At 38.9% G+C, this 20295-nt stretch carries 17 protein-coding genes; 7 read left to right on the top strand and 10 right to left on the bottom strand.

The features are described from left to right. Positions 1–2 precede the first annotated feature (2 nt). The 3 genes from gshAB to AUO94_RS16045 form a co-directional block, all read right to left on the bottom strand. Positions 3–2261 carry a bifunctional glutamate--cysteine ligase GshA/glutathione synthetase GshB gene (gene gshAB / locus AUO94_RS16055; protein WP_058385177.1) on the bottom strand — a complete coding sequence of 753 codons (2259 nt, stop codon included), beginning with the start codon at positions 2259–2261 and terminating at the stop codon, positions 3–5. Positions 2262–2546: 285 nt separating this feature from the next. Beyond that, the gene (gene fghA, locus AUO94_RS16050) at positions 2547–3380 is read right to left on the bottom strand and encodes an S-formylglutathione hydrolase (RefSeq protein ID WP_058385176.1); all 834 of its coding nucleotides are present in this window, start codon (positions 3378–3380) and stop codon (positions 2547–2549) included. Between the two features lie 4 nt (positions 3381–3384). After that, positions 3385–4500: an S-(hydroxymethyl)glutathione dehydrogenase/class III alcohol dehydrogenase gene (locus AUO94_RS16045; RefSeq protein ID WP_058385175.1), complete on the bottom strand. Its 1116-nt coding sequence runs from the start codon at positions 4498–4500 to the stop codon at positions 3385–3387. A gap of 413 nt (positions 4501–4913) precedes the next feature. On the opposite strand from AUO94_RS16045, the gene AUO94_RS16040 reads away from it, so the two are divergent. Continuing rightward, entirely contained in the window at positions 4914–5276 is a 363-nt protein-coding gene (locus AUO94_RS16040) for a winged helix-turn-helix transcriptional regulator (RefSeq protein WP_058385174.1), read from the top strand. Positions 5277–5338: 62 nt separating this feature from the next. On the opposite strand, the gene AUO94_RS16035 is transcribed toward AUO94_RS16040, so the two are convergent. The 5 genes from AUO94_RS16035 to AUO94_RS16015 all read right to left on the bottom strand — a co-directional run bounded on the left by AUO94_RS16035 (position 5339) and on the right by AUO94_RS16015 (position 11827). Then, on the bottom strand, positions 5339–5833 hold the full coding sequence (locus tag AUO94_RS16035; RefSeq protein ID WP_058385173.1) for a GNAT family N-acetyltransferase: 495 nt from the start codon (positions 5831–5833) through the stop codon (positions 5339–5341). Between the two features lie 182 nt (positions 5834–6015). Then, positions 6016–8856 carry a YhgE/Pip domain-containing protein gene (locus tag AUO94_RS16030; protein ID WP_058385172.1) on the bottom strand — a complete coding sequence of 947 codons (2841 nt, stop codon included), beginning with the start codon at positions 8854–8856 and terminating at the stop codon, positions 6016–6018. Continuing rightward, entirely contained in the window at positions 8853–9359 is a 507-nt protein-coding gene (locus AUO94_RS16025; RefSeq protein WP_058385171.1) for an RrF2 family transcriptional regulator, read from the bottom strand. The genes AUO94_RS16030 and AUO94_RS16025 overlap by 4 nt, the downstream gene beginning before the upstream one ends. 234 nt (positions 9360–9593) lie before the next feature. Further along, on the bottom strand, positions 9594–10865 hold the full coding sequence (gene egtB, locus AUO94_RS16020) for an ergothioneine biosynthesis protein EgtB (protein WP_058385170.1): 1272 nt from the start codon (positions 10863–10865) through the stop codon (positions 9594–9596). A 59-nt stretch (positions 10866–10924) separates the two neighbouring features. Then, complete coding sequence (locus tag AUO94_RS16015; RefSeq protein WP_058385169.1) at positions 10925–11827, bottom strand: glycine betaine ABC transporter substrate-binding protein; 903 nt, start codon at positions 11825–11827, stop codon at positions 10925–10927. Between the two features lie 393 nt (positions 11828–12220). Between AUO94_RS16015 and AUO94_RS16010 the strand changes: the two genes are divergently transcribed. The 3 genes from AUO94_RS16010 to guaD all read left to right on the top strand — a co-directional run bounded on the left by AUO94_RS16010 (position 12221) and on the right by guaD (position 15345). Continuing rightward, positions 12221–12937 (top strand): Crp/Fnr family transcriptional regulator, encoded by a 717-nt coding sequence (locus AUO94_RS16010; protein ID WP_058386889.1) that lies wholly within the window; start codon positions 12221–12223, stop codon positions 12935–12937. A 157-nt stretch (positions 12938–13094) separates the two neighbouring features. After that, on the top strand, positions 13095–13799 hold the full coding sequence (deoD, locus tag AUO94_RS16005) for a purine-nucleoside phosphorylase (RefSeq protein WP_058385168.1): 705 nt from the start codon (positions 13095–13097) through the stop codon (positions 13797–13799). A 196-nt stretch (positions 13800–13995) separates the two neighbouring features. Beyond that, on the top strand, positions 13996–15345 hold the full coding sequence (gene guaD, locus AUO94_RS16000) for a guanine deaminase (protein WP_058385167.1): 1350 nt from the start codon (positions 13996–13998) through the stop codon (positions 15343–15345). A 93-nt stretch (positions 15346–15438) separates the two neighbouring features. Here guaD and AUO94_RS15995 read toward each other — a convergent pair whose 3' ends face one another. Together AUO94_RS15995 and sdhB are read right to left on the bottom strand one after the other, a co-directional pair. Then, complete coding sequence (locus AUO94_RS15995) at positions 15439–16542, bottom strand: flavin monoamine oxidase family protein (RefSeq protein ID WP_058385166.1); 1104 nt, start codon at positions 16540–16542, stop codon at positions 15439–15441. A 461-nt stretch (positions 16543–17003) separates the two neighbouring features. Then, positions 17004–17783 (bottom strand): succinate dehydrogenase iron-sulfur subunit, encoded by a 780-nt coding sequence (gene sdhB, locus AUO94_RS15985; RefSeq protein WP_058385165.1) that lies wholly within the window; start codon positions 17781–17783, stop codon positions 17004–17006. Positions 17784–18020: 237 nt separating this feature from the next. Between sdhB and AUO94_RS15980 the strand changes: the two genes are divergently transcribed. The 3 genes from AUO94_RS15980 (at position 18021) to AUO94_RS15970 (ending at position 19938) form a co-directional block, all read left to right on the top strand. Continuing rightward, complete coding sequence (locus tag AUO94_RS15980; protein ID WP_058385164.1) at positions 18021–18212, top strand: hypothetical protein; 192 nt, start codon at positions 18021–18023, stop codon at positions 18210–18212. A gap of 560 nt (positions 18213–18772) precedes the next feature. Beyond that, positions 18773–19393, top strand: coding sequence for a hypothetical protein (locus AUO94_RS15975; protein WP_058385163.1), 621 nt, complete (start codon positions 18773–18775; stop codon positions 19391–19393). Continuing rightward, on the top strand, positions 19390–19938 hold the full coding sequence (locus AUO94_RS15970) for a peroxiredoxin family protein (RefSeq protein WP_058385162.1): 549 nt from the start codon (positions 19390–19392) through the stop codon (positions 19936–19938). The genes AUO94_RS15975 and AUO94_RS15970 overlap by 4 nt, the downstream gene beginning before the upstream one ends. Positions 19939–20295 lie beyond the last annotated feature (357 nt).

The raw sequence follows: 20295 nt of genomic DNA, 5'->3' as shown, positions 1-20295 counted from the left end.
ACTTACACAAGCTCCGGAAATAAATAACGTATCAACTTCATTGTCACGCGGCGCGATTTTCCTTTGTACGGGAAAATATGCATATACATAGAGGGATTGAAGTTCGCTTCAATAATTCCATAAGCATTGTTAGCCGACGCTGGAACTTCAATACTTTCAATAATTAAATCGATGCCACTAATCTTAGCTCCAAGAGCAGCTACTGCATCTACAGCTATCTTTTTATAGTCATCTGAAATTTGATCGGTGACATCAATTGAATCGCCGCCTGTGCTCACATTTGAGTTCTCGCGCAAATAGAGGATTTCGTCTTTTTTTGGAATTGAATCCAATTTCTTTCCTTGCCCTTTAAGCATTAACACTTCTAACTCGCCTAATTGAATCTTTTCTAACGGTGTTCGGTGATCTCTGCCTCTCAGTGGATCCTGGTTTTTTTGAGCTACTAATTCTTCAACCGTGTGTTTACCATCCCCGACGACATTTGCTGGAATTCTTGACATAACGGCTTGTACTTCGTCATTCATGATAAAAAATCGGTATTCTGTTCCGTTAAGAAACTCTTCTATTAACACAGAAGAATCTTCTTCAAAAGCCAGTGTAAGAGATTTTTGATAATCCTCATAGCTTGCCCCTTCTTTGAAAATCGAAATTCCCAAACCATAATTTGTCGATTTCGGCTTTACGACAAAAGCTTTAGTGGAAAATAACTCAAAGGCTTGTAAAGCTTGTTCAATGTCGTTAAATTCTTCACCTGCTGGAACACGGAATCCCTGCTGCTGAAGAATTTTCTTCGTTACGGTTTTGTTTTCCATAATTAAAGTCGCAATATAGCTGTCTTTACTGGTCATATTGCCATTCTTGACATATTCAATATGATTATTCAGCTTCAGTTTTAAAAATTGATCTTGACGGTCTATAATTTCCACTTGAATTCCTTGCTGCATTGCATCAAATATTAAAAATTGAGTGGACAATTCCATATCTGTAAATGAAGTTAATTGGTATGGTTTTTCCCATGCAGTTTCATGATATTCTTTCGCAATGCACGTGGCTACTTGACCTTGACTGCTGTCTTTACTTTTTTCAAAAAGCTTTCCTGCTAAAGTTTTACTTGGGTCTTGTAACATTTCTCTAAAATTAGCAAATAAGCCTTCAGAAACAGCTAATCCTAGCAATTGTGTCAATTGCTCTATTTCATCAACGATAGTTTCAGCTTCTGCTTTAAATTGTGTAATTGCCAATGGGTGTTCAAGTGCCACTGCTTCGCTATAAAGTTCTCCTTTTTTAACCCATTCGTCACAATCCATCTCTTCATCTTTCCATAACATATAAATCAAGAACAGATGCAGAAACTCTGCTTGTTCATAGCTAATTCCATTTTTGTCAAAAGGATTAATATCGATGTTTCTTAATTCGATATATCCAATGCCGCGTTCTTCTAAATCTGCAACTTGACTTCCACCTCTTAAACGGACAGCCGAGTAAAACTCTTTTTCTTCACTGAGTATTCCCTTTTCAATCATTAAAGAAATATCAGCTATATAGGTTTTTAAACTACTATAGGATACTTGCACATTGTTTCGATTTGTATAACCGTATTTGCTACTTCGAATGCTTCTCACTGGCTCATCTAAAGAATCATTGTCAAAGAAATTCTTTTCACTGCTAGGAGAGGCCCCATACAAATAGGTAATTAGCCATCTATAGTGCAAATAGTTTCGAGTAATTTTCATATAAACTTCAGTTTTAAAATGAGGAAAAGCTATGATTTCAGACTGCGCCTTAAACAAAGCTTGGAGCAATTCATCACTAAATTCAAAGTTATAATGAATACCACTAATCATTTGCTTGCGACGACCATAAGAATCGGCTAATGATTGACGGTATTGAACACCTTCATCGTTAGCTAATTTTGCAATAATAATATCTTTTTCGTCTTTTGGTAATTCCGGTGGCATACTTAGTGGCCAAAGCATTTCGTTTTCATCCATCGACCGATAGGCCACTTCATGAATAGCTGTTAAGTAATCAAAAAGTTCTTTTAGTGAATCCGTAACCGGTGTAACCAATTCCATCTGTGTCTCCGCAAAATCACGTTTGATATAAGGATGGTCATCGCTCATCGCTATATTTTCAGGATGGTTTGTGTGAACCAACATCCCCGTCAAATCAACCCGTTGACCTTCTTTTTCAATACCGTAACGAGCTTTTGACAAATATGGTTTTACACGTTCATTGACTAACATTTTTTTCATATCCATATATTCTCTACCTCTTAGTTAACATATTTTTTCCGAACTTGTTGTTATTTTCAAACTATACATTGAAATAGCAATAGCAAATAGCATCAATCCTGTTTTGATTATAACGCATATTTGTTTTTGTATCGTCATACTAGGCTTGATCGCAGAAAATCTTACATCTAGTGTTTCTTAAGTTCAATCTGCTTTGCAATTTTTAAAAAATGAACTAAAAACAATAGGACATCCCCACATTTAACTGCAATGTAGGCATGTCCCATTTTACATCTTATTTTAAAATGAGAATCATTTTAAGTTCTTCATATGGAAGGCGAAATGATCATCCAAGAAAGTGGAGATAAAGAAATAACTATGATCATAACCAGCGTTTTTCGTGTACTCCACCAATTGGTTATTTTCTTTAGCATTTTTTAAGAAAGCTGTCTCTTCCAATTGTTCTGGATAAAACGAATCTTGAGTTCCTTGAGAAATCAGGATAGGTGGTGCATGAGTTGTTTTTACTAATTCTGTCGCATCCCACTCTAACCAAGTTGCTTTATCTTTGCCTAAATAAGTTGAAAAAGCTTTTATTCCCCATGGTACTTGGCTTGGACTCAAAATAGGGGAAAAAGCAGAAATTGCTTTAAAACGTTGTGCATTTTTCATCCCAATGACTAAGGCTCCATGACCGCCCATGGAGTGGCCCATGATGCTTTCTTTGCCTGAAAAACGAGGGACCAGTGTAGACGCAATTTCAGCTAACTCTTCTGTAATGTACGTATACATTTTATAATGCTCTGACCATGGTTGTTCAGTAGCATCTACATAAAAGCCTGCACCTTGTCCAAGGTCATAAGCAGCGTCATCTGCAACAGCTTCTCCGCGCGGTGACGTATCTGGAATTATAACCGCTACTTGGTGTATTTCAGCCAATCGTTGAAAACCACTTTTTTGACTAAAATTATCATCTGTGCACGTTAAGCCTGATAGCCACCAGATAAGAGGAATTTCTTTCTTTTCATTATTGGTTGGTAAGTAAATGCTAAATGTCATATCACATTGCAAGGCTTCCGAAAAATGACTGTATTTACGTTGTTCCCCGTCAAAAGCTATTTTTGTTTCAACATTTTTAAGATTCATTGTATCACTCTCCATAAGTTAAAATCGTACGAATCGACTCACCTTTATGCAAAAGTTCAAATGCTTCGTTTATCTCTTGGAATGCTAAGTGATGCGTGATAAACGACTCCAAATCAATGTCCCCGTTCATAAAGTCTTTGACCATGCCAGGCAATTCCGTACGTCCTTTAACACCACCAAATGCCGATCCACGCCATACGCGTCCTGTCACCAATTGGAATGGACGTGTGCTAATTTCTTTGCCCGCACCTGCGACACCTAAGATAATGCTTTCGCCCCAGCCTTTATGACAACATTCAAGAGCTGAACGCATAACCTCAACGTTTCCGATACACTCAAAGCTATAATCAACGCCGCCATCGGTCATTTCAACAATTACTTCTTGAATCGGCTTATCGAATTTCGACGGGTTAATAAAATCAGTCGCACCCATTTTCTTCGCTAGTTCAAATTTATCTTCGTTCAAGTCGATCACAATAATACGGCTGGCATTTGCTTTTACCAATCCTTGAACGACCGCTAGCCCAATTGCGCCTACTCCAAAGACTGCCGCTACAGCACCTTCTTCAACTTTCGCCGTATTTTTCACTGCGCCCATGCCTGTCGTAACACCACAACCAAGCAAGCAAACTTTATCTAATGGAGCATCTTCATCCACTTTTGCTAAGCTCACTTCGTTCACAACCGTGTATTCACTAAATGTGCTCGTGCCCATGTAATGATAAACCGGCTCTCCGTTATAAGAAAAACGCGTTGTGCCGTCTGTCATTAAGCCTTTACCTTGTGTTTCGCGCACTGCACTACACAAGTTTGTTTTACCTGACAAGCAGAATTTACACTCGCCACATTCCGCTGTGTAAAGTGGAATCACGTGATCTCCTGGTTTTACAGACGTTACACCTTCTCCGACAGATACCACGACACCGCCGCCTTCATGTCCTAAAACAGCTGGAAAAACGCCTTCTGGGTCATTGCCTGATAACGTGAACGCATCCGTATGACAAACCGATGTATAGAGTATTTTTACCATGACTTCTTTTGCTTTTGGTTCTTCTACATCGATTTCAACGATTTGAAGAGGTTCTCCTGCTTTAAACGCGACTGCTGCTCTACTTTTCATATTTATGCCTTCTTTCTTTTTGTTTGTTTTATACTATGTATCTATCATTACATACAAAAATCCTTTAAACAATACTGACGATTTTGTCACTATACACGGCTACTCCTTTTGCAAATGTTTAAGCGAGATACAAAAAGAGATGTCTAAGTCCAATAATCTTCCAGTCAACTTCAGCTATTGTTTCATCAGTGTCATTATTTGATAATGACTTTTTTGTTTTTAATTTTTCAGTTTCACACTTTTTCATATGAAGGACTTTTTCTGATCTAAATGCAATCGCCGCTCTTTTATTTATGCCATCTCCCTCTTTCTACTGTTTTTTAGCCGAGACTTATCTTTTACTAAAGTCCTTTTGAGCAGTACTGACTTTTTTGTCATTACAGGTTAGTATAAACATAAAGGAGTGAGAACACTTGGAAATTCATTATAAAGAAAAAACCTATTTCTCTGGAAAAGATTTAGCATTGTCAGCTATTGGCGGCCGTTGGAAAATAGCTGTTATCTGGTGTCTATTACATGATTCTCCACTACGACTGAGTGAAATACAGAAAAAACTTCCCCAAGCCAATCAGCGCATGTTAATTAGGCAACTAAGAGAATTAGAAGAAGACCAAATCATAACTCGTTTTGTTTATCCGGTTGTGCCACCTAAAGTAGAGTATCAATTGAGTGATATCGGTCTTCGTCTAGAGCCTGTAGTTACATCTATTTGTAATTGGGGCGACGAATTTAGTGACTTTGTCAGAAAAGAAGCCACTAAAATTCCAGTCGAATAAACACTTTGTCTAAACCTTCATTGACTGCGTATCAGTCAATGAAGGTTTATTTTTTATCCCTTTCAAGTTGACCAATAAATTTTACTATCCTTTTTCTCAACTCTTCTCAATCCGGCTTTTTCTAGCACACGAATAGATGCAAAGTTGTCGTAATCGCAACTGGCAATTATTCTGTTGATACCTGACTGCGTTTTCCCCCATGCTACTAAAGCTTGTGCCATTTCGGTTGCATAGCCATGGCCTTGATAACTCGGGACGATGCTATAGCCTAGTTCCAATTCATCTTGCTTGCCATCTCGGTACCGAAAACCCATATCTCCTATAATGGTTCGCGTCTGATTATGTACAAGTATGCCTTCCCATTTATTTTCGTGTGGATATTCGCTAAATTGTTTTATTTTATATGGAATGATTTCTTTGTAAGCAGTCATCGGGTAGCCGTCAGCTACTCGGTATGTTGTGATCCTTTCCAGATCAGCCTTATTAGAAATTGCAGCTTTCATCATTGCCACAGTAAATGTGATTAAGGTCAATCTACTTGTCTGAATGTATGGCACTTTCGATTTCTCTCCTTCCTACTATTCACGTAGTTTTGTTCGGTGTAATTTTTACGCTACTCTTACTTTCTCTTTTCAATGCAAAAGTCCTTTAAAAAAGCGAAAGACCTTTCATACAAAATAAAAAAGGAGCTGTACTCAAAAAGTCATTGTTTATGACCTTTTGAGACAGCCCCTTGTACTTAATTTTCTTCTGCTAATCTATATGCTTTACGACTTCGCAAGCTAAGTACTAGCCATAACAGCAGATTAAAGACCACAATAAAAGCGACAAGCACTAAAATACTCGTAATGAAAGTATGTGTTCCATATGCCGAAGACATCGATTCTCGGAATCCGAGGATGGCATAGCTCATGGGAACAAAATCATGCACCGTCTGGAAAAATGTATTTGTTAATTCTACAGGGAATGTACCACCACTTGCACCCAATTGGAGAACGAGAATAATCATTGCCACAAATCGTCCTGGATTTCCAAAAGTAATACCTAAGAACATAATCAAGAACATGTAGGTAAGTGAAGTGATGACTGAGACCGCAATAAACTCTCCGATGTGATCGACTTGAAGATGGAAACCGAACAGCATAATTGCATCAACAATGAGTGCTGCTGCTGTTGCTTGGATAAAACCAAGTGAAAACTTACTAAACCACCAGCCAACTCCTGAAGTCTGGCGTCCAGCTGGCGCGTTAATTGGGAATACTAAATTGAAAGATAAAGCTCCGACGAAAAGAGCAAGCGACAAAATATAAGGTGCTAATGCATGACCGTAGTTCGGTACATCGCTCCGTTCACTTTCTGTTGCTGTTGCTGGTGCAGCGATCATTTCGTAATTATCATCTGTTACTTGTTTACTTGCTACGTCTTCTGCGCCATCAGATAAACTTGTAGCAAGTTCAGAAGTTCCTTCCTCTAGCTTTGTAAGGCCTTGACCTAATTCACCAGAGCCGTCTTCTAGTTTGCTGGCTCCGCTATGTAAATCAGTTGCTCCACCAGCAAGTTCACCTGCACCACTTGAAAGCGCTGGTACGCCCTCGGCTAGCTGATTTGCACCATTTGCCAAATCACTGGAACCAGAATTCAGCTCTGCAGAGTTAGCCGCAAGTTCAGCCGTTCCTTCTTGAAGCTGCCCTGCTCCTTGTGCTGCTTTTGATACTCCTGCTGTGTATTCAGTTGTTCCTTTTTCTAATTCTATAGACCCTTGTTGCAACGCGCTCGCACCTTCAACAAGTCCAATTGAGCCTGAAGCAAGAGAAGATACACCGTCATTCAGTGAAGAGCTTCCTTCTGCTAACCGGTCAACTGCATCTGCAAGCTGAGGTAGACTTTCTGCTGTTTTTTCAATTCCCGCAAGAAGTTGTCCACTTGTCTCGGCCGCTTGCTCTGCTCCCGCATTGAGATTCTTCACACCTGGAATAAGTTGATCGTTCAGTGCATTTCGGACGGCTGAATATCCACCAAGAGCTTCTTGGGCTGCAGGATTTACTTGATCTACAGCACTGTTCAATTCTGCTACTTTCTCAGGCATGGATCCGAGTGATTGAAATGCGGGAATAATTTGCTCGTTTATGTTAGCTGATACAGCTGCAAGACTTTGCTCGAGCGTTTCAAGTGCACCTTGTTGTGCTGCTGCTTGTTGCTGTGTACTTCCAGTTACTGCAGCTGATAATTCGGCTTGTTGCTCCGCAGTTAAACTGCTATAAGTAGCTGTTGCTTCAAGAGCTGCCACTGTTGCAGTTGAAGAAGTTGGCTGCATTTCGCTAACGGCTTGTTGCGCCGCCGCTAGATTCGCCTGCAATTTTGATGCATTCTGTGCACTACTGGCTGAAACAGCACCATTTAATTGGTTAACGTTTTCTTGAATAGCTAATAAACCTTGTTGCAAATTGTTGAGTTGATTTGGTGTTGGAAGTTGGTTATTTAATGCACCAAGCCCCTCTTGAAGAGTGGTACTACCATTAGCCAGTTTAGCAAGACCCTCACCAAGCGCAGCTTGACCTAATACCAACTGTTGAATGCCAGAAGAACTCCCTGTTAACTCGCTTGTTTGTGTTTGAAGCTCATGTAAGCCATTATTTAGCTGTGCACTACCAGCTTCAGTAGCTGTCAGACCTTGACTCAGTTGTTCTGCTCCTGGAACGAGAGAATTTAGACCTTGCTCTAACTTTTGTGATCCTTCAACAAGTTTTGGACCATTATTATTTAGCTCTGCAGTTCCTTCGGCAAGTCCAACCACACCGCTTTGCAACTTGCCTACTCCTGCTGTATAAGAAATAATCCCTTTATTCAACAGGTTCGCTCCTTGATTTAAATCTGCGGCTCCTGTAGCAAACTGTCCGGCACCAATTTCTAATTGCTCTGCGCCTTCCTGGAAAGTTAAACTTCCTTCTGAAAGTGTGCCAAGCCCTGCGATTAATTCTGCATTTCCTTTTTGTAATTTGACAGTTCCATCATCAAGTTGTTCCGCACCTTCTGCTGCATCTCCTAAACCTTCGCCCAGTGTATCAATTTGTTCAAATACTGCTTTTACGTATTCTTTTGTCACACTTTCTGCAATTTCCTCTTTAATCGTCGTAGTCGCTTGCTTACTTATTGATTTTATAAAAAATCCGCGACCGGGATTGGTTTCATACTGTAAATCCATCGGTTTTGGATCATCACTCATTACAGATGCTGCATGTTCCGAGAAATTTTCTGGAATGGTCAAAACCATAAAGTATTTCCCATCCTCCATTCCTTGCTCTGCTTTTTTTGCATCGGTAAACTGCCAATCCAATGCATCATTCTCTTTTAAATTTCCAACTAACTCTGAACCGACATCAAGTGTCTTGCCCTCATATTCTGATGGTACATCTTCATTAACGACCGCTACCGGTAAGCGTTCTGTTTTTCCGTAAGGGTCCCACGACGAGCCTAAGAAAAAACCACTATAAATAATCGGGATAAACATCATAACAACCATGGTTCCTAACAAAAGTGGTTTGGAAAACAATTGCTTCCATTCCTGTTTAAACATTTTCATTTTAAATCATCCTGTTCTTTTTTCAATACATCACTTAACGTTTCTCTATTCCAGTTTAACGTTGGCAAATTTGATGTTCCTAATCCTTCTTTTAAAAGATCAGCAGCTGTTACTTTAGATAAATATTCAATCAATAACCGATCTCCTTGTGAAAAAACATTTTTAAGAATTTCTTGTCCTTTTTGTGCGTACTCTCCATCTTTAAAAGCCAGACGAATTAACCCTGTATCTGGGTATAATTGTATCGGACCTTCCATTGCTTCAATAACGTCAAGCATTGTAATATGCGTTGCTGATTTTGCTAGTGAAACGCCGCCATTATTGCCAGGTACCGAAACAGCAATTCCTTGAACGACTAATTTCCTCGTTATTTTCTTCATATAAGATGGTGAAACGCCCAGCCTTTTGCTAATTTCATCTGAAGCAAGCGGCGCGCTGCTTTCTTGCGTCGCCAGCAACACAATAATACAAATAGCCTGCTCGACACCCTTTGTTAGCTGCATAATCTGCACTCCTTTTCTGTCTAATATAAGTTAACAGTTATTTTCAATGTTAAGTAGCTATTTGCAATATCCATTGTGGATATGCAATATCTATTTAGGTATATTACTCTTTTTTGACGAAATTGCAATAAGTAAGTCGAAATATCATTCTTTTTTTACAGAAAAAAGCAGACACCCCGAGTAGAATCGGTTGTCTGCTTTTTCGCATAAAACAGTTGTACTTCTCTTAAATGATTAATTTTGGTCTTGTGCTAGTCTAAACCCACTAAATTGCCATCTTTTTTCTGGCGGGAAAAAATTTCGGTATGTTTCTCGGATATGTTTTAGCGGCGTTGCGCATGAACCTCCGCGAAGAATCATTTGGTTGCACATGAATTTTGCATTGTATTCACCTAATGCACCTTCTAACGGTTTACTTCCTGGATACGGTGAATAGGCACTGGCAGTCCATTCCCATACATCTCCGAACATCTTAGACAACAATTCACTTTGTGAATCGCTACTGCTTGCTACAGGATGGTAAACTCCCTCATCCAACGTATTTCCATGAATAGCAACACTTTGAGAAGCATATTCCCATTCAGCTTCAGTAGGTAACCTTTTGCCTTTCCATCTACTAAAAGCATCTGCTTCGTAAAAACTAATATGACTAACCGGTTCATCGAGTTCTAGGTCCTGTATGCCCGCTAAGGTAAAGATTTGCCAGTGCTGTTGTTTGTCTTTCAGCCAATAAAGTGGTGCTTTCCAATTGTGTTCTTTGACTATACTCCAACCATCAGAAAGCCAATATTCCGGTTTTTCATAGCCTCCGGAATTTATAAATTCAAGAAATTCTCCATTGGTTACAGGTTTTGTTGCCAATTTGAAAGGTTCAAGCCAAACCTTGTGACGCGGACTTTCGTTATCAAACGCAAAGCCATTCCCGTCGTGACCGATTTCGACCAATCCTCCCTCAAACTCAACAAACTGCGATTCCTGCTGTTTACTTACTGGACGTTTTTCAGTTTCTGTATACGTAGGAAAAAGTGGATTAACAAAAAAGTTGTATTTTATATCCATTAAGATCAATTCCTGATGCTGTTGTTCGTGTTGAAGGCCCATATATATTAAAGCTTCTATTTCTTCCTTTGTTTCACTAGCTGATTCAGCAAGTAAGTTACTTACTTGCTGATCCACATAATTGCGATATTCAATAACTTGATTTACAGTCGGTCGTGATAGCACGCCACGTTGGTGGCGTGGTTGATAAGGTCCAATCGTGTTGTAATACGAATTAAACAAAAAATCAAAAGTCGAATTGAATTCTTGGTAATCCGATTTAAATTCTTTTAAAATCATACGCTCGAAAAACCAGGTGGTATGGGCAATATGCCACTTTGCTGGACTCACATCTTCGTGGGATTGAATGATAAAATCTTCCATTTCTAAAGGCTCAATTAGTTTCATCGTAACGCCTCTAATTTCTGCAAAGCGCTCTGCTATAGACGTATTTTCTACTGCTTTCATCGAATAACTCCCCTTACCTACTAAAAATTTTCTACTTACTTACATGTTAATAAGTTTCTCTATTCTTCAATCAATTCTTTTTCGATTAGAAATTCTCGAGCTACGTCTTGCGGTTGCTCTTTATCAACATCTACTTTAGAGTTCATCGCCAACATTTCTTCTTCGCTGATTTGCCCAGCAAGCTCGTTTAAGACATCTTTCAACTCTGGATACTCTTCAAGTGTTTCTAATCTGACAACTGGGGCTGCATCATATTTTGGAAAGAAGTTTAAATCATCTTTTGTCGTTGCTAGGTCGAACAACTCAATTCTGCTATCTGTTGTAAATGCCGGAATAACGTCTACATCTCCATTTTTCACAGCTTCGTACATAATAGAGGGATCAAAACTTTCGGTAGCCGAAAATTTAAAATCATAAGTAGCTTTTAAATCTTCGTAGCCATCACCCTGTCGTTCATAAATAGAGTGGGGTCCGCCAAAAGTGACATCCTCAGAAGCAGAAATCGCAGCTAAATCAGAGTAAGTTTCAGCATTAAAGCCGCTATCTTTAGAGTAAGCTAACGTATAGCCATTTTCAAAACCCAGCGGCTCTAACCATGTCGCTCCTAGTTCTTCTTCATACCCTTCTCTAACTGCCTCGAGCACTTCTTCAGATGATTGACCTGGTTCTGAATCACGTTTCAGCACATCTTTTAATCCTGTACCGGTATACTCTACATACATATCAATATCACCTTTTTCCAAAGCAGGTGTTAAAATTGCCACTTCCCCTAGGCCATCTTCATACTCAACCGTATACTCTGAGTTGGACTCTATGTACTCACCTAAAATATAAGGCAAAATATACTGCTCAGTCCAAGGCTTTCCTCCAATAATAATTGGCTCTTTTGCATCTTCTCCCGAACTACACCCGACCAAAGCGATTGAAGCAATGATCGACATCCCGACTACTTTTTTATTCATATTCATACCCCCTATTTTTTAGTAAAATCAACTACTTTTAAACGATCAAGCAAGTCAAATGTCTATTTCTTTCTAACTCGCATTTATATCGTCTCTTTTCGAATACCCTTTTTCTAAATTTTCAATCTCACTTTTCCGCTTGCTTCTATTTATAGTTACTATGCATTGTAAGTTGCAAAAATAAAAAATTAGCATCATCCAGCAGCCATCATATGATTTCCGGTTTGTACTGTATAATAAAAGATAAAGTTCTTCTGCTTTCAAGTTAGAAAAAAATAAATAAAAGTTTATACTCGTTGATTACAAGTGGGTTTCTATAAGGGATTATGCCAATAAAAACAGCACTAAGCAGATAACTCAATGAAATTTACCGAATCGAAAGGACGGATTCACATGATGACAAACCTCTCAGATATCCCCATATTCTCAGACATCCCAGAAAACGATTTGCAACAGATTCTTCTGCTGCTCAAAGAGCGTCAATTCAAGAAAAATCATATGCTCATGTTTGAAAATGATGAAAGCGAAGATATTTACATTATCCGTTCTGGAAAACTGAAAATTTTCCGCTTGCACGAAGACAAAGAAATTGTGCTCAGCTTTGCATTACCTGGAGAAATTTTAGGAGAAGTTGAAGCTTTATCTCTTGTTAATTACCGAATTTCTTCTATTGAAGCACTTGAAAACGTTGCAGCCTGGCAAATTAAGAAGACAGATTTCCTGGAACTTGTGGAACAATACCCAGCGATTTTAAGAAATGCCTACAGGATCCTTGTTGAACGCACGCGTATACTAAATCGCTTGATTCGTTATTTAAGCTTGCATGATGTCCGGACAAAAGTCGCTAATTTACTCGTCGATTTCTATTTCAATTTTGGCGATCAAAGTAATGATGGCTACAAAGTGGATTTAAAAATCAATCAATCTTTTCTCGCAACGATGCTTGGGATTACGCGAGAATCCATGTCTAAAACTTTGAACGAATTTCAGGACGAAAAGATAATTAAAATTCGAGAAAAAAATATTTATATAGTAGATATGAAAAAACTCGAGTCTATTTGCAATCAAGCAGAAGAAATACAAATGCTTCGTAAATGGAATAGTATGTAATCAAAAAACCAGCTACCTTATCCTCTGCTTTTTTGTGAACAAGTTCACAAAAATAAGGTAGTTGTCTTCACAGCTCACTTCTTTCTGTCATGTTATGATGCTTTGTAAAGATGCAATTACATGCAAACGAACAACAACGACAATGGAGGTTTTTCTAATGAGTTTTCATATTGAAGCAAAAGTAGGAGAAATAGCAGAGTCAGTGTTACTTCCCGGAGATCCGTTACGCGCAACCTATATTGCAGAAACTTTTCTTGAAGATGTAAGTTGCTACAATAATGTGCGTGGCATGTTGGGGTATACAGGCACCTATAAAGGAAACCGCGTTTCTGTTCAAGGAACTGGAATGGGTATGCCCTCAGCATCCATTTACATTCATGAGTTAATCAATGACTATCAGGTAAAAAATCTTGTGAGAATCGGAACATGTGGTGCAATTCAGCAAGACGTGAACATTCGCGATGTAATTATTGCACAAGCTGCTGCAACGGATTCTGCGATGATCCGCAAAGATTTCCCAGGAATTGATCTTCCTCAAATTGGAAACTTTGATTTAATCAAAAATGCTTATGATATTGCTACAGATAAAGGACTTACGCTTCATGTAGGAAATGTATTTTCTTCTGATAGTTTCTACTCTGATGACCAAGCAACAACTAACAAGCTTGGTCAGCACGGTGTATTAGCTGTTGAAATGGAAGCAGCTGCTCTTTATTACCTATCTGCTAAATTTGGTGTAAGAGGATTAACGTTGTTAACGGTTAGCGATCATATTCTTACTGGGGAACACACGACTTCACAAGAAAGACAAACGACGTTTAATGACATGATTGAAGTGGCGCTGGAAACGGTAGCAAAATAAAGTTTCAATTTTAAAAAGAGTGTTGACCCTTACCGGTCCCACTCTTTTGTCATTCTATCTTGTTTTGATTTTGTTGAAAGTAACCAAAAGAAAAATCACACTCGTCGGAAACGTATGGTCATCATGAAAAATAAGTCAACACACATGAGAACTTTTAATCTACCTATACAAAACAACTATGGAGGCATCGGCTGTTATGAATAAAATTATTAAAGGAACAGGCTTTTCAAGTATTAACCTACAGGAAATCGAAATATTGGAAGACTATCTTTTCTGTATAAATGATGATGGCTTTATTGCTAAACGTCTTTCACCGAATGATCAAGATTACAACATGGTATTGAAACAAGCTCGCAGTGAAGAAACGCTGATGGAACTAACAGAAGGTCAGTATTTACTTCCTGGATTTATCGATTTGCATATTCATGCTCCTCAATGGGCTCAAACCGGCACAGCACTTGATTTGCCACTTTATGAATGGCTGAATACGTACACATTCCCACTAGAAGCTAAGTTTTCAGATATAACTTTTGCCGAAGAAACTTATAACCACTTAGTCGATACATTGCTTGGAAACGGCACAACAACCGCTCTTTACTTTGCGACCATCCACGAAGAAGCAAGTTTTTTGCTAGCAAAAATTTGTGCCGAAAAAGGACAACGCGGACTCGTCGGAAAAGTCGTGATGGATGACCCGGCTGAAAACCCGGATTTCTACAGAGATGCTAGCCTAGAAGAAGCATTAACAGGCACAGAACGCTTTATTCAACGAGTAAAAGAGTTGAATAAAACAACAAAGCAAGGTGTCTACCCAGTAGTAACGCCGCGTTTTGTACCAAGTTGTACATCTGAAGCTTTAGAAGGATTAGGGAAAATTGCGGCTAAACACGATGTTCATATCACTTCGCATTGTAGCGAGAGTGACTGGGCACACAATCATGTGAAAGAGCGTTTCGGCAAAAATGACGCACAAGTATTAAATGATTTCGGCTTATTGACTGAAAAAGCAATTATGGCGCATGCTAATTTCTTGAGCGATGATGATGCAAAAACGTATATCGAACAAGGAACTGCAATCGCTCACTGCCCTATTTCCAATGCTTATTTTGCCAATAGTGTAATTCCGATCAAACATTTTGCTGACATGGGTGTTGAAATTGGACTCGGTACGGATTTGTCGGCAGGTTATGACCCTGGAATTTATTCCGCCATTCGCCAAGCCGTTATTTCTTCTCGCATGCTAGAAGATGGGGTAGATCCTTCTAAAAACGCTGCTTCTCGCGGACGTGCTCATTCGCGTATCACGGCCAATGAAGCGTTTTATTTTGCTACAGCAGGTGGCGGTGAAAGCATTAGTCTGCCAGTTGGTCGACTTGCGGAAAATTATGCTTTTGACGCACAAATTATCGATACCAAGATAAAAGACTCATCCATGCCAATTTTCGAAGGCATGAACTCTCTCCAAGATATTTTTCAGAAGCTCGTCTATATGACTCAACGTCGCAATATTATCTCGGTGTTCGTCCAAGGCGAACGAGTAAAATAACTCCAACACAAAAACCTTCAGGCAACTAAATGCTTGAAGGTTTTTGTGGCGATGGGGCCTGCATTCAAATTAAACAACGTATCTGATTTCAGCTTACTTACTAGTTAATGTAAGAATTTTACTTACGACATATTCAGCTGATTGAAGCGCTCCTTCTAAATGGCCACTATACTGTGAATTTGTCTCAGTTCCTGCAAAAAACACTTTTTCTTCCCAGTCACCAGCTGATGGCGGTTGACCATAACTCGCATAATTTTTGAATGGGCTTGAATCTTCTTCAACTGCAGTATTAAAATCGCTAGACCAATCTTTATAAAGAATTGCTTGGGGATTTTCAGCGTCTCTGCCAAACAATTTAACTAATTGATTAGCGACCAATTCTTTTACTTTTTCTGGTCCCATATGTTGACGCACTTCAGAAGAAATCCCGAAAAATCCGAATAGCGCACCTGCCCCATTAGTAGGCGAAGCATCGTAGATTTCTTGCAAGGGACCAACCGAACTCAACACCAAACCTGACAATCCAGATTCTCTCCAAAATGGACGATCAAAAACCACAACCACTTTGGCTTGTGAGCCCATCCATGTCGGTTTTTCGGCAATATCAGTTAAAAGTTCTGTCGGAAGTGATGGGGAAAATTTAATATGACGTGCTACAAGACGCGGTGGCAATGCCAAAATAACCGAAGCTGCACTCATATTTTCTAACTTTCCACCTGCTCTTTCTACTGTAACCGTAATTTTTCCAGCCTCGTCCATACAGATTTCTTTAACACGAGTTTCTAACTCAATCATTTTTGCAGGGATTTGCTCTGCCAATGCATCTATTAACGACTGCATTCCCCCGGTTAACCGAACTCCTCTGGCATCAATGTGTTCTTCCATAACACAGCGCTCTGGAGGCTTTGTTTGAAACCGTTCCATTAGCATGTCTCCTTCGTTCTGCTGAACGAAGTTCACCAACCCTAATTCTTCTACTAGAGCCAAAATTTTGCGCTCGTGTTGCGGCCAAAACCACGTTGGCCCCAGATCAAATCTTCCGAGATCCTCTTGATTTGGAACAGACTCACTTAAAATTCTGCCACCAATTCTATCTCGTGCTTCAAGCACTTTACAAGTTATTCCTTGTTTTGTAAGTAGTAATGCCGCGCGCAAACCGCTTAATCCTGCACCTATAATGATGACTGGATTATTCATATGTATTCCTCCTACTGCTACGTTTAGCTAGATTGTTCGATTGGAAAGCTGTACATTCCAAAAGCTATATCCATCATTATAATGCTAAAATTCCTTATTGCACCTATGAGGGGTTTATAGTTTGCAAATTACTATTTTGAGTTACCTTTATGTGAAAAAAAAGACCTTTATTCAGCTACAAGAACTGAAAAAGATCTTTTCTTATTCAGAAGATATTATTGCATATATCATAACGGATTTCATCCTGTCTCACGTAAATACTTATACATTTCTTGGCTCAGGTTTGAGACGAAAAACTACAGACTGTAGCCTCATCTCAACCCCTGCGAATATACAATCAATAGCTTTAATAATTTAATCCTAAGACGAATTACTCAAAATTATCTATTCGGTCAACATCCCACATCTACTAAAAAATAGATTTCGACTATAATTTGTTTGAGAAAAAGCACTAGTCTATTCTAGTTAACCATATGATCACTCCCAAAAAAATTACGAAACATTTGGACTGTTGTGTCGCGATTCATCGAGGCAATCGACGTGGTTAACGGGATTCCTTTCGGACAAACCTCTACACAGTTTTGCGCCATGCCGCATTCTTGAATGCCGCTCGGTCCCATGAGTAAGGTCAACCGTTCATCTTTGTTCATCGCACCCGTTGGATGGGCATTCATCAAGCGTACTTGTGAAATAGGAGCTGCCCCAATATAATTGGTTTTGTCGTTGACGTTTGGACAAGCTTCTAAACAAACACCGCACGTCATACACTTGGACAACTCATATGCCCACTGGCGTTTGCGTTCTGGCATGCGCGGACCTTCGCCAAGATCATAAGTTCCATCAATCGGAATCCACACTTTGAGTTTTTTCAACGTATCAAACATCGAACTGCGATCAACAATCAGATCACGAACAACTGGAAATGTTTTCATAGGCTGTAGCCGTATAGGATGTTTTAATTGGTCAACTAAAGCTGTGCATGATTGGCGAGCATAGCCATTGATAACCATCGAACAGGCTCCACATACTTCTTCTAAGCAGTTCATATCCCATGTGACAGGCGTCGTTTTTTCTCCTTTCATGTTGACAGGATTTCGTCGAATCTCCATCAAAGCAGAAATGACGTTCATGTTCATCACATAGGGTAATTCAAACTCTTCCCAGTAAGAACTTTCTCCCGGCGTGTTTCTTCGTTCGATTTCAAAAATAACGGTCTTCTGCACATTTCCCACGATTCTCATCTCCTTTTAATCAGCGTAGCAATAGTTTTATTGTGTAAACTAAACGTTATTGACTTTTTCTATAAACCCCAATTCCTTTTTCTCTATTTCATACTCAAAAGATTAACTCTACCTTAACATATTTATCAGAAAATTGAGATAATGTGGTATACTAAATGAAAATGATGCAAAGTATGAGGAATTCGAATTGATATGCTGTCCCACATAAATCTAAAACGACAATGAGGAGGAAGTAACATGAAAGATCCACAACAAACAGCACTTGATCGCTTTCATGCGATTGACCAGATGATTAATGAAGGACTAGGCAGCGGCACGATTAATCCGAGCTATACAAAAACTCATTTAAAGTTAAAAGAAAAACAAGAAGCACAATTACTTTCTGCCTTGTCGGAAAAGCCTTTAGACAACAAGCCTATTAAGAAGTGAAGAAGCAGTAACAAGCTAAAACTATTGTAATTTGGTCCCTTTGCCTCAATGACAAACTAAATGATTTATTCAAGTAAAAGACGTCTAGCTAGCACCTATTTTCAAGTGCTGGCTAGACGTCTTTTTGTTGCTTAAAAAAGAGCGTATTTATCTCAGTTGACAACTGTCACTTTCTAGCTTTTTTCATAATCACTGATAAAAGTCTGCTCACTTACTTCTGTAGTTAAGACGAATTTGTGAAATCGTCTTCATAGGGTGGATTTCTATGGTAATCTATAGGATACTCTGTATAAAAAAGTAACTGTACTAGGTATGAATTTCGGATAAATCATTTCGATGAATTCATTTGGCACTGTCTATACAACTATTCCTCTGTTTCAAAGCGTTCCTGCTATGACATCATACTGTGCCTCTTATAATCATCTTGTTTTAGCTTAACTGCAAAACAAAAAAGATGAAAAAAATGTGCATTCAGCTATAATGGGACACGTTGAGTAGTTAAATTCCAATACAGATGGAGGTACTTTTGTAATGAATACTATCCGATCAGAAGAGCAATCATGAGCTACATTCCTATTTTTCATCTGACCATTCCCGCTATATGGATTGCTGTTTTGTTAGCAGCTGCCGTAGCTAAGCTTTTCATGCGTTTTTTTACCGGAGAAAAAATCGGAGAATGGTATTGGAATGCGCTGACGTTCTATATCCTTACCTGGAAACTCAGTTACAGCCTATTTCATTTCGAAAACTTTTGTAATATGCCTTTATCCATCCTTTATTTTAACGGCGGTTTATATGGACATTTCCTTGGAATTGTTGTCGTTAGTATCTATTTAATTATGGTGCAGAAAAAACAATGGAAGGTAGCGAAGCAATCCGCATTTGCCTGGCTTTTGTTCTTTTTATCTTATCAAGCAATTCTGCAAAGCTTTGAAAAAAATGTGGTTGAAGCAATTTTACATACTTTGCTTCTGATTATAAGCATTCTGGCTATTCGCTTTCTCGCAAAACGTACTGACGTCCCGAACGTATTATTGCTTGCCGCATTATTAACATTAGAGTTGCTAATTTCAAGTGCATTTGGTTCGCTTTGGTCATGGCAAAACGCAACATTCATTTTACTAGCGATCGTCACTAGCATCATGTACATCCGCTTTGAACAGAAAGGACAGACTCTATGATTAAAAAAATACTTTTTGGAATTCTGCTTTTAGCTGCTATTGGCATCATGGCGCTCAATTTCTTTACGAAGAGTGAATCAACTAAGCAATCAGAAACCATTACACCTACTTCAACAGGACTCTCTCTAGGAGCAAAAGCACCCGATTTCACTTTGACCGACCAACATGGTCAAACAGTTCAGTTATCCGATTATCACGGCAAAAAAGTCATTCTCAATTTCTGGGCTACTTGGTGTCCTCCGTGTCGTGCAGAAATGCCACACATGCAGCAATTTCATGAAAACAATCTAGATGGCGATGTCGAAATACTGGCCGTCAATTTGACAGAGCAGGATAATGGCGAACAAGCAATCGGTTCGTTTATTGATGAATTTGGCTTAACCTTCACAATGCCTATGGATGAGACAGGTAGCGTCGCTCAAACTTATCAAATTCGCACTGTACCAACAACATATATCTTGAATACAAAAGGCGAAATTGCTCAAAAAATTATTGGCCCGATGGATGAGCAAATTATGAAAAATCAAACAGACAGCATCGATTAGTTTGTTAAGTAAGCTTTAAGTTACCTATCGTAGATGATCAGAAATAACGAACGGAGAGGAGGTGTCGAATGACGCCTCTTCTCCGTTTTTATAGTACATTTTTCTTCTGTAGATGAGTATTTTCTAGCTCCACGTTTTTAGCATATATGCAAGTCAAAAATTCATTCATTTGCGTCCATTCACTAAGGATTTTTTGGAATCGCTCAATCTTATTAAGAAGTGCTTGGAAATCTTTTTTCTTTGGTACAACTCTATAAATTCCGATATCATTGCCAGCGTCTTACTGTTCTACGCCAAATGATTTAATGATTTTCTTAGTTCAATTGATTGGCTCCCGTCCTCGTATAAAGAATCTAA

Origin of the sequence: Planococcus kocurii (genome assembly GCF_001465835.2) — a bacterium.
Classification (GTDB): Bacteria; Bacillota; Bacilli; order Bacillales_A; family Planococcaceae; genus Planococcus; species Planococcus kocurii.
The sequence above is the reverse complement of the archived record's forward strand: the minus strand, read 5'-3'. Positions and strand labels throughout refer to the sequence as shown.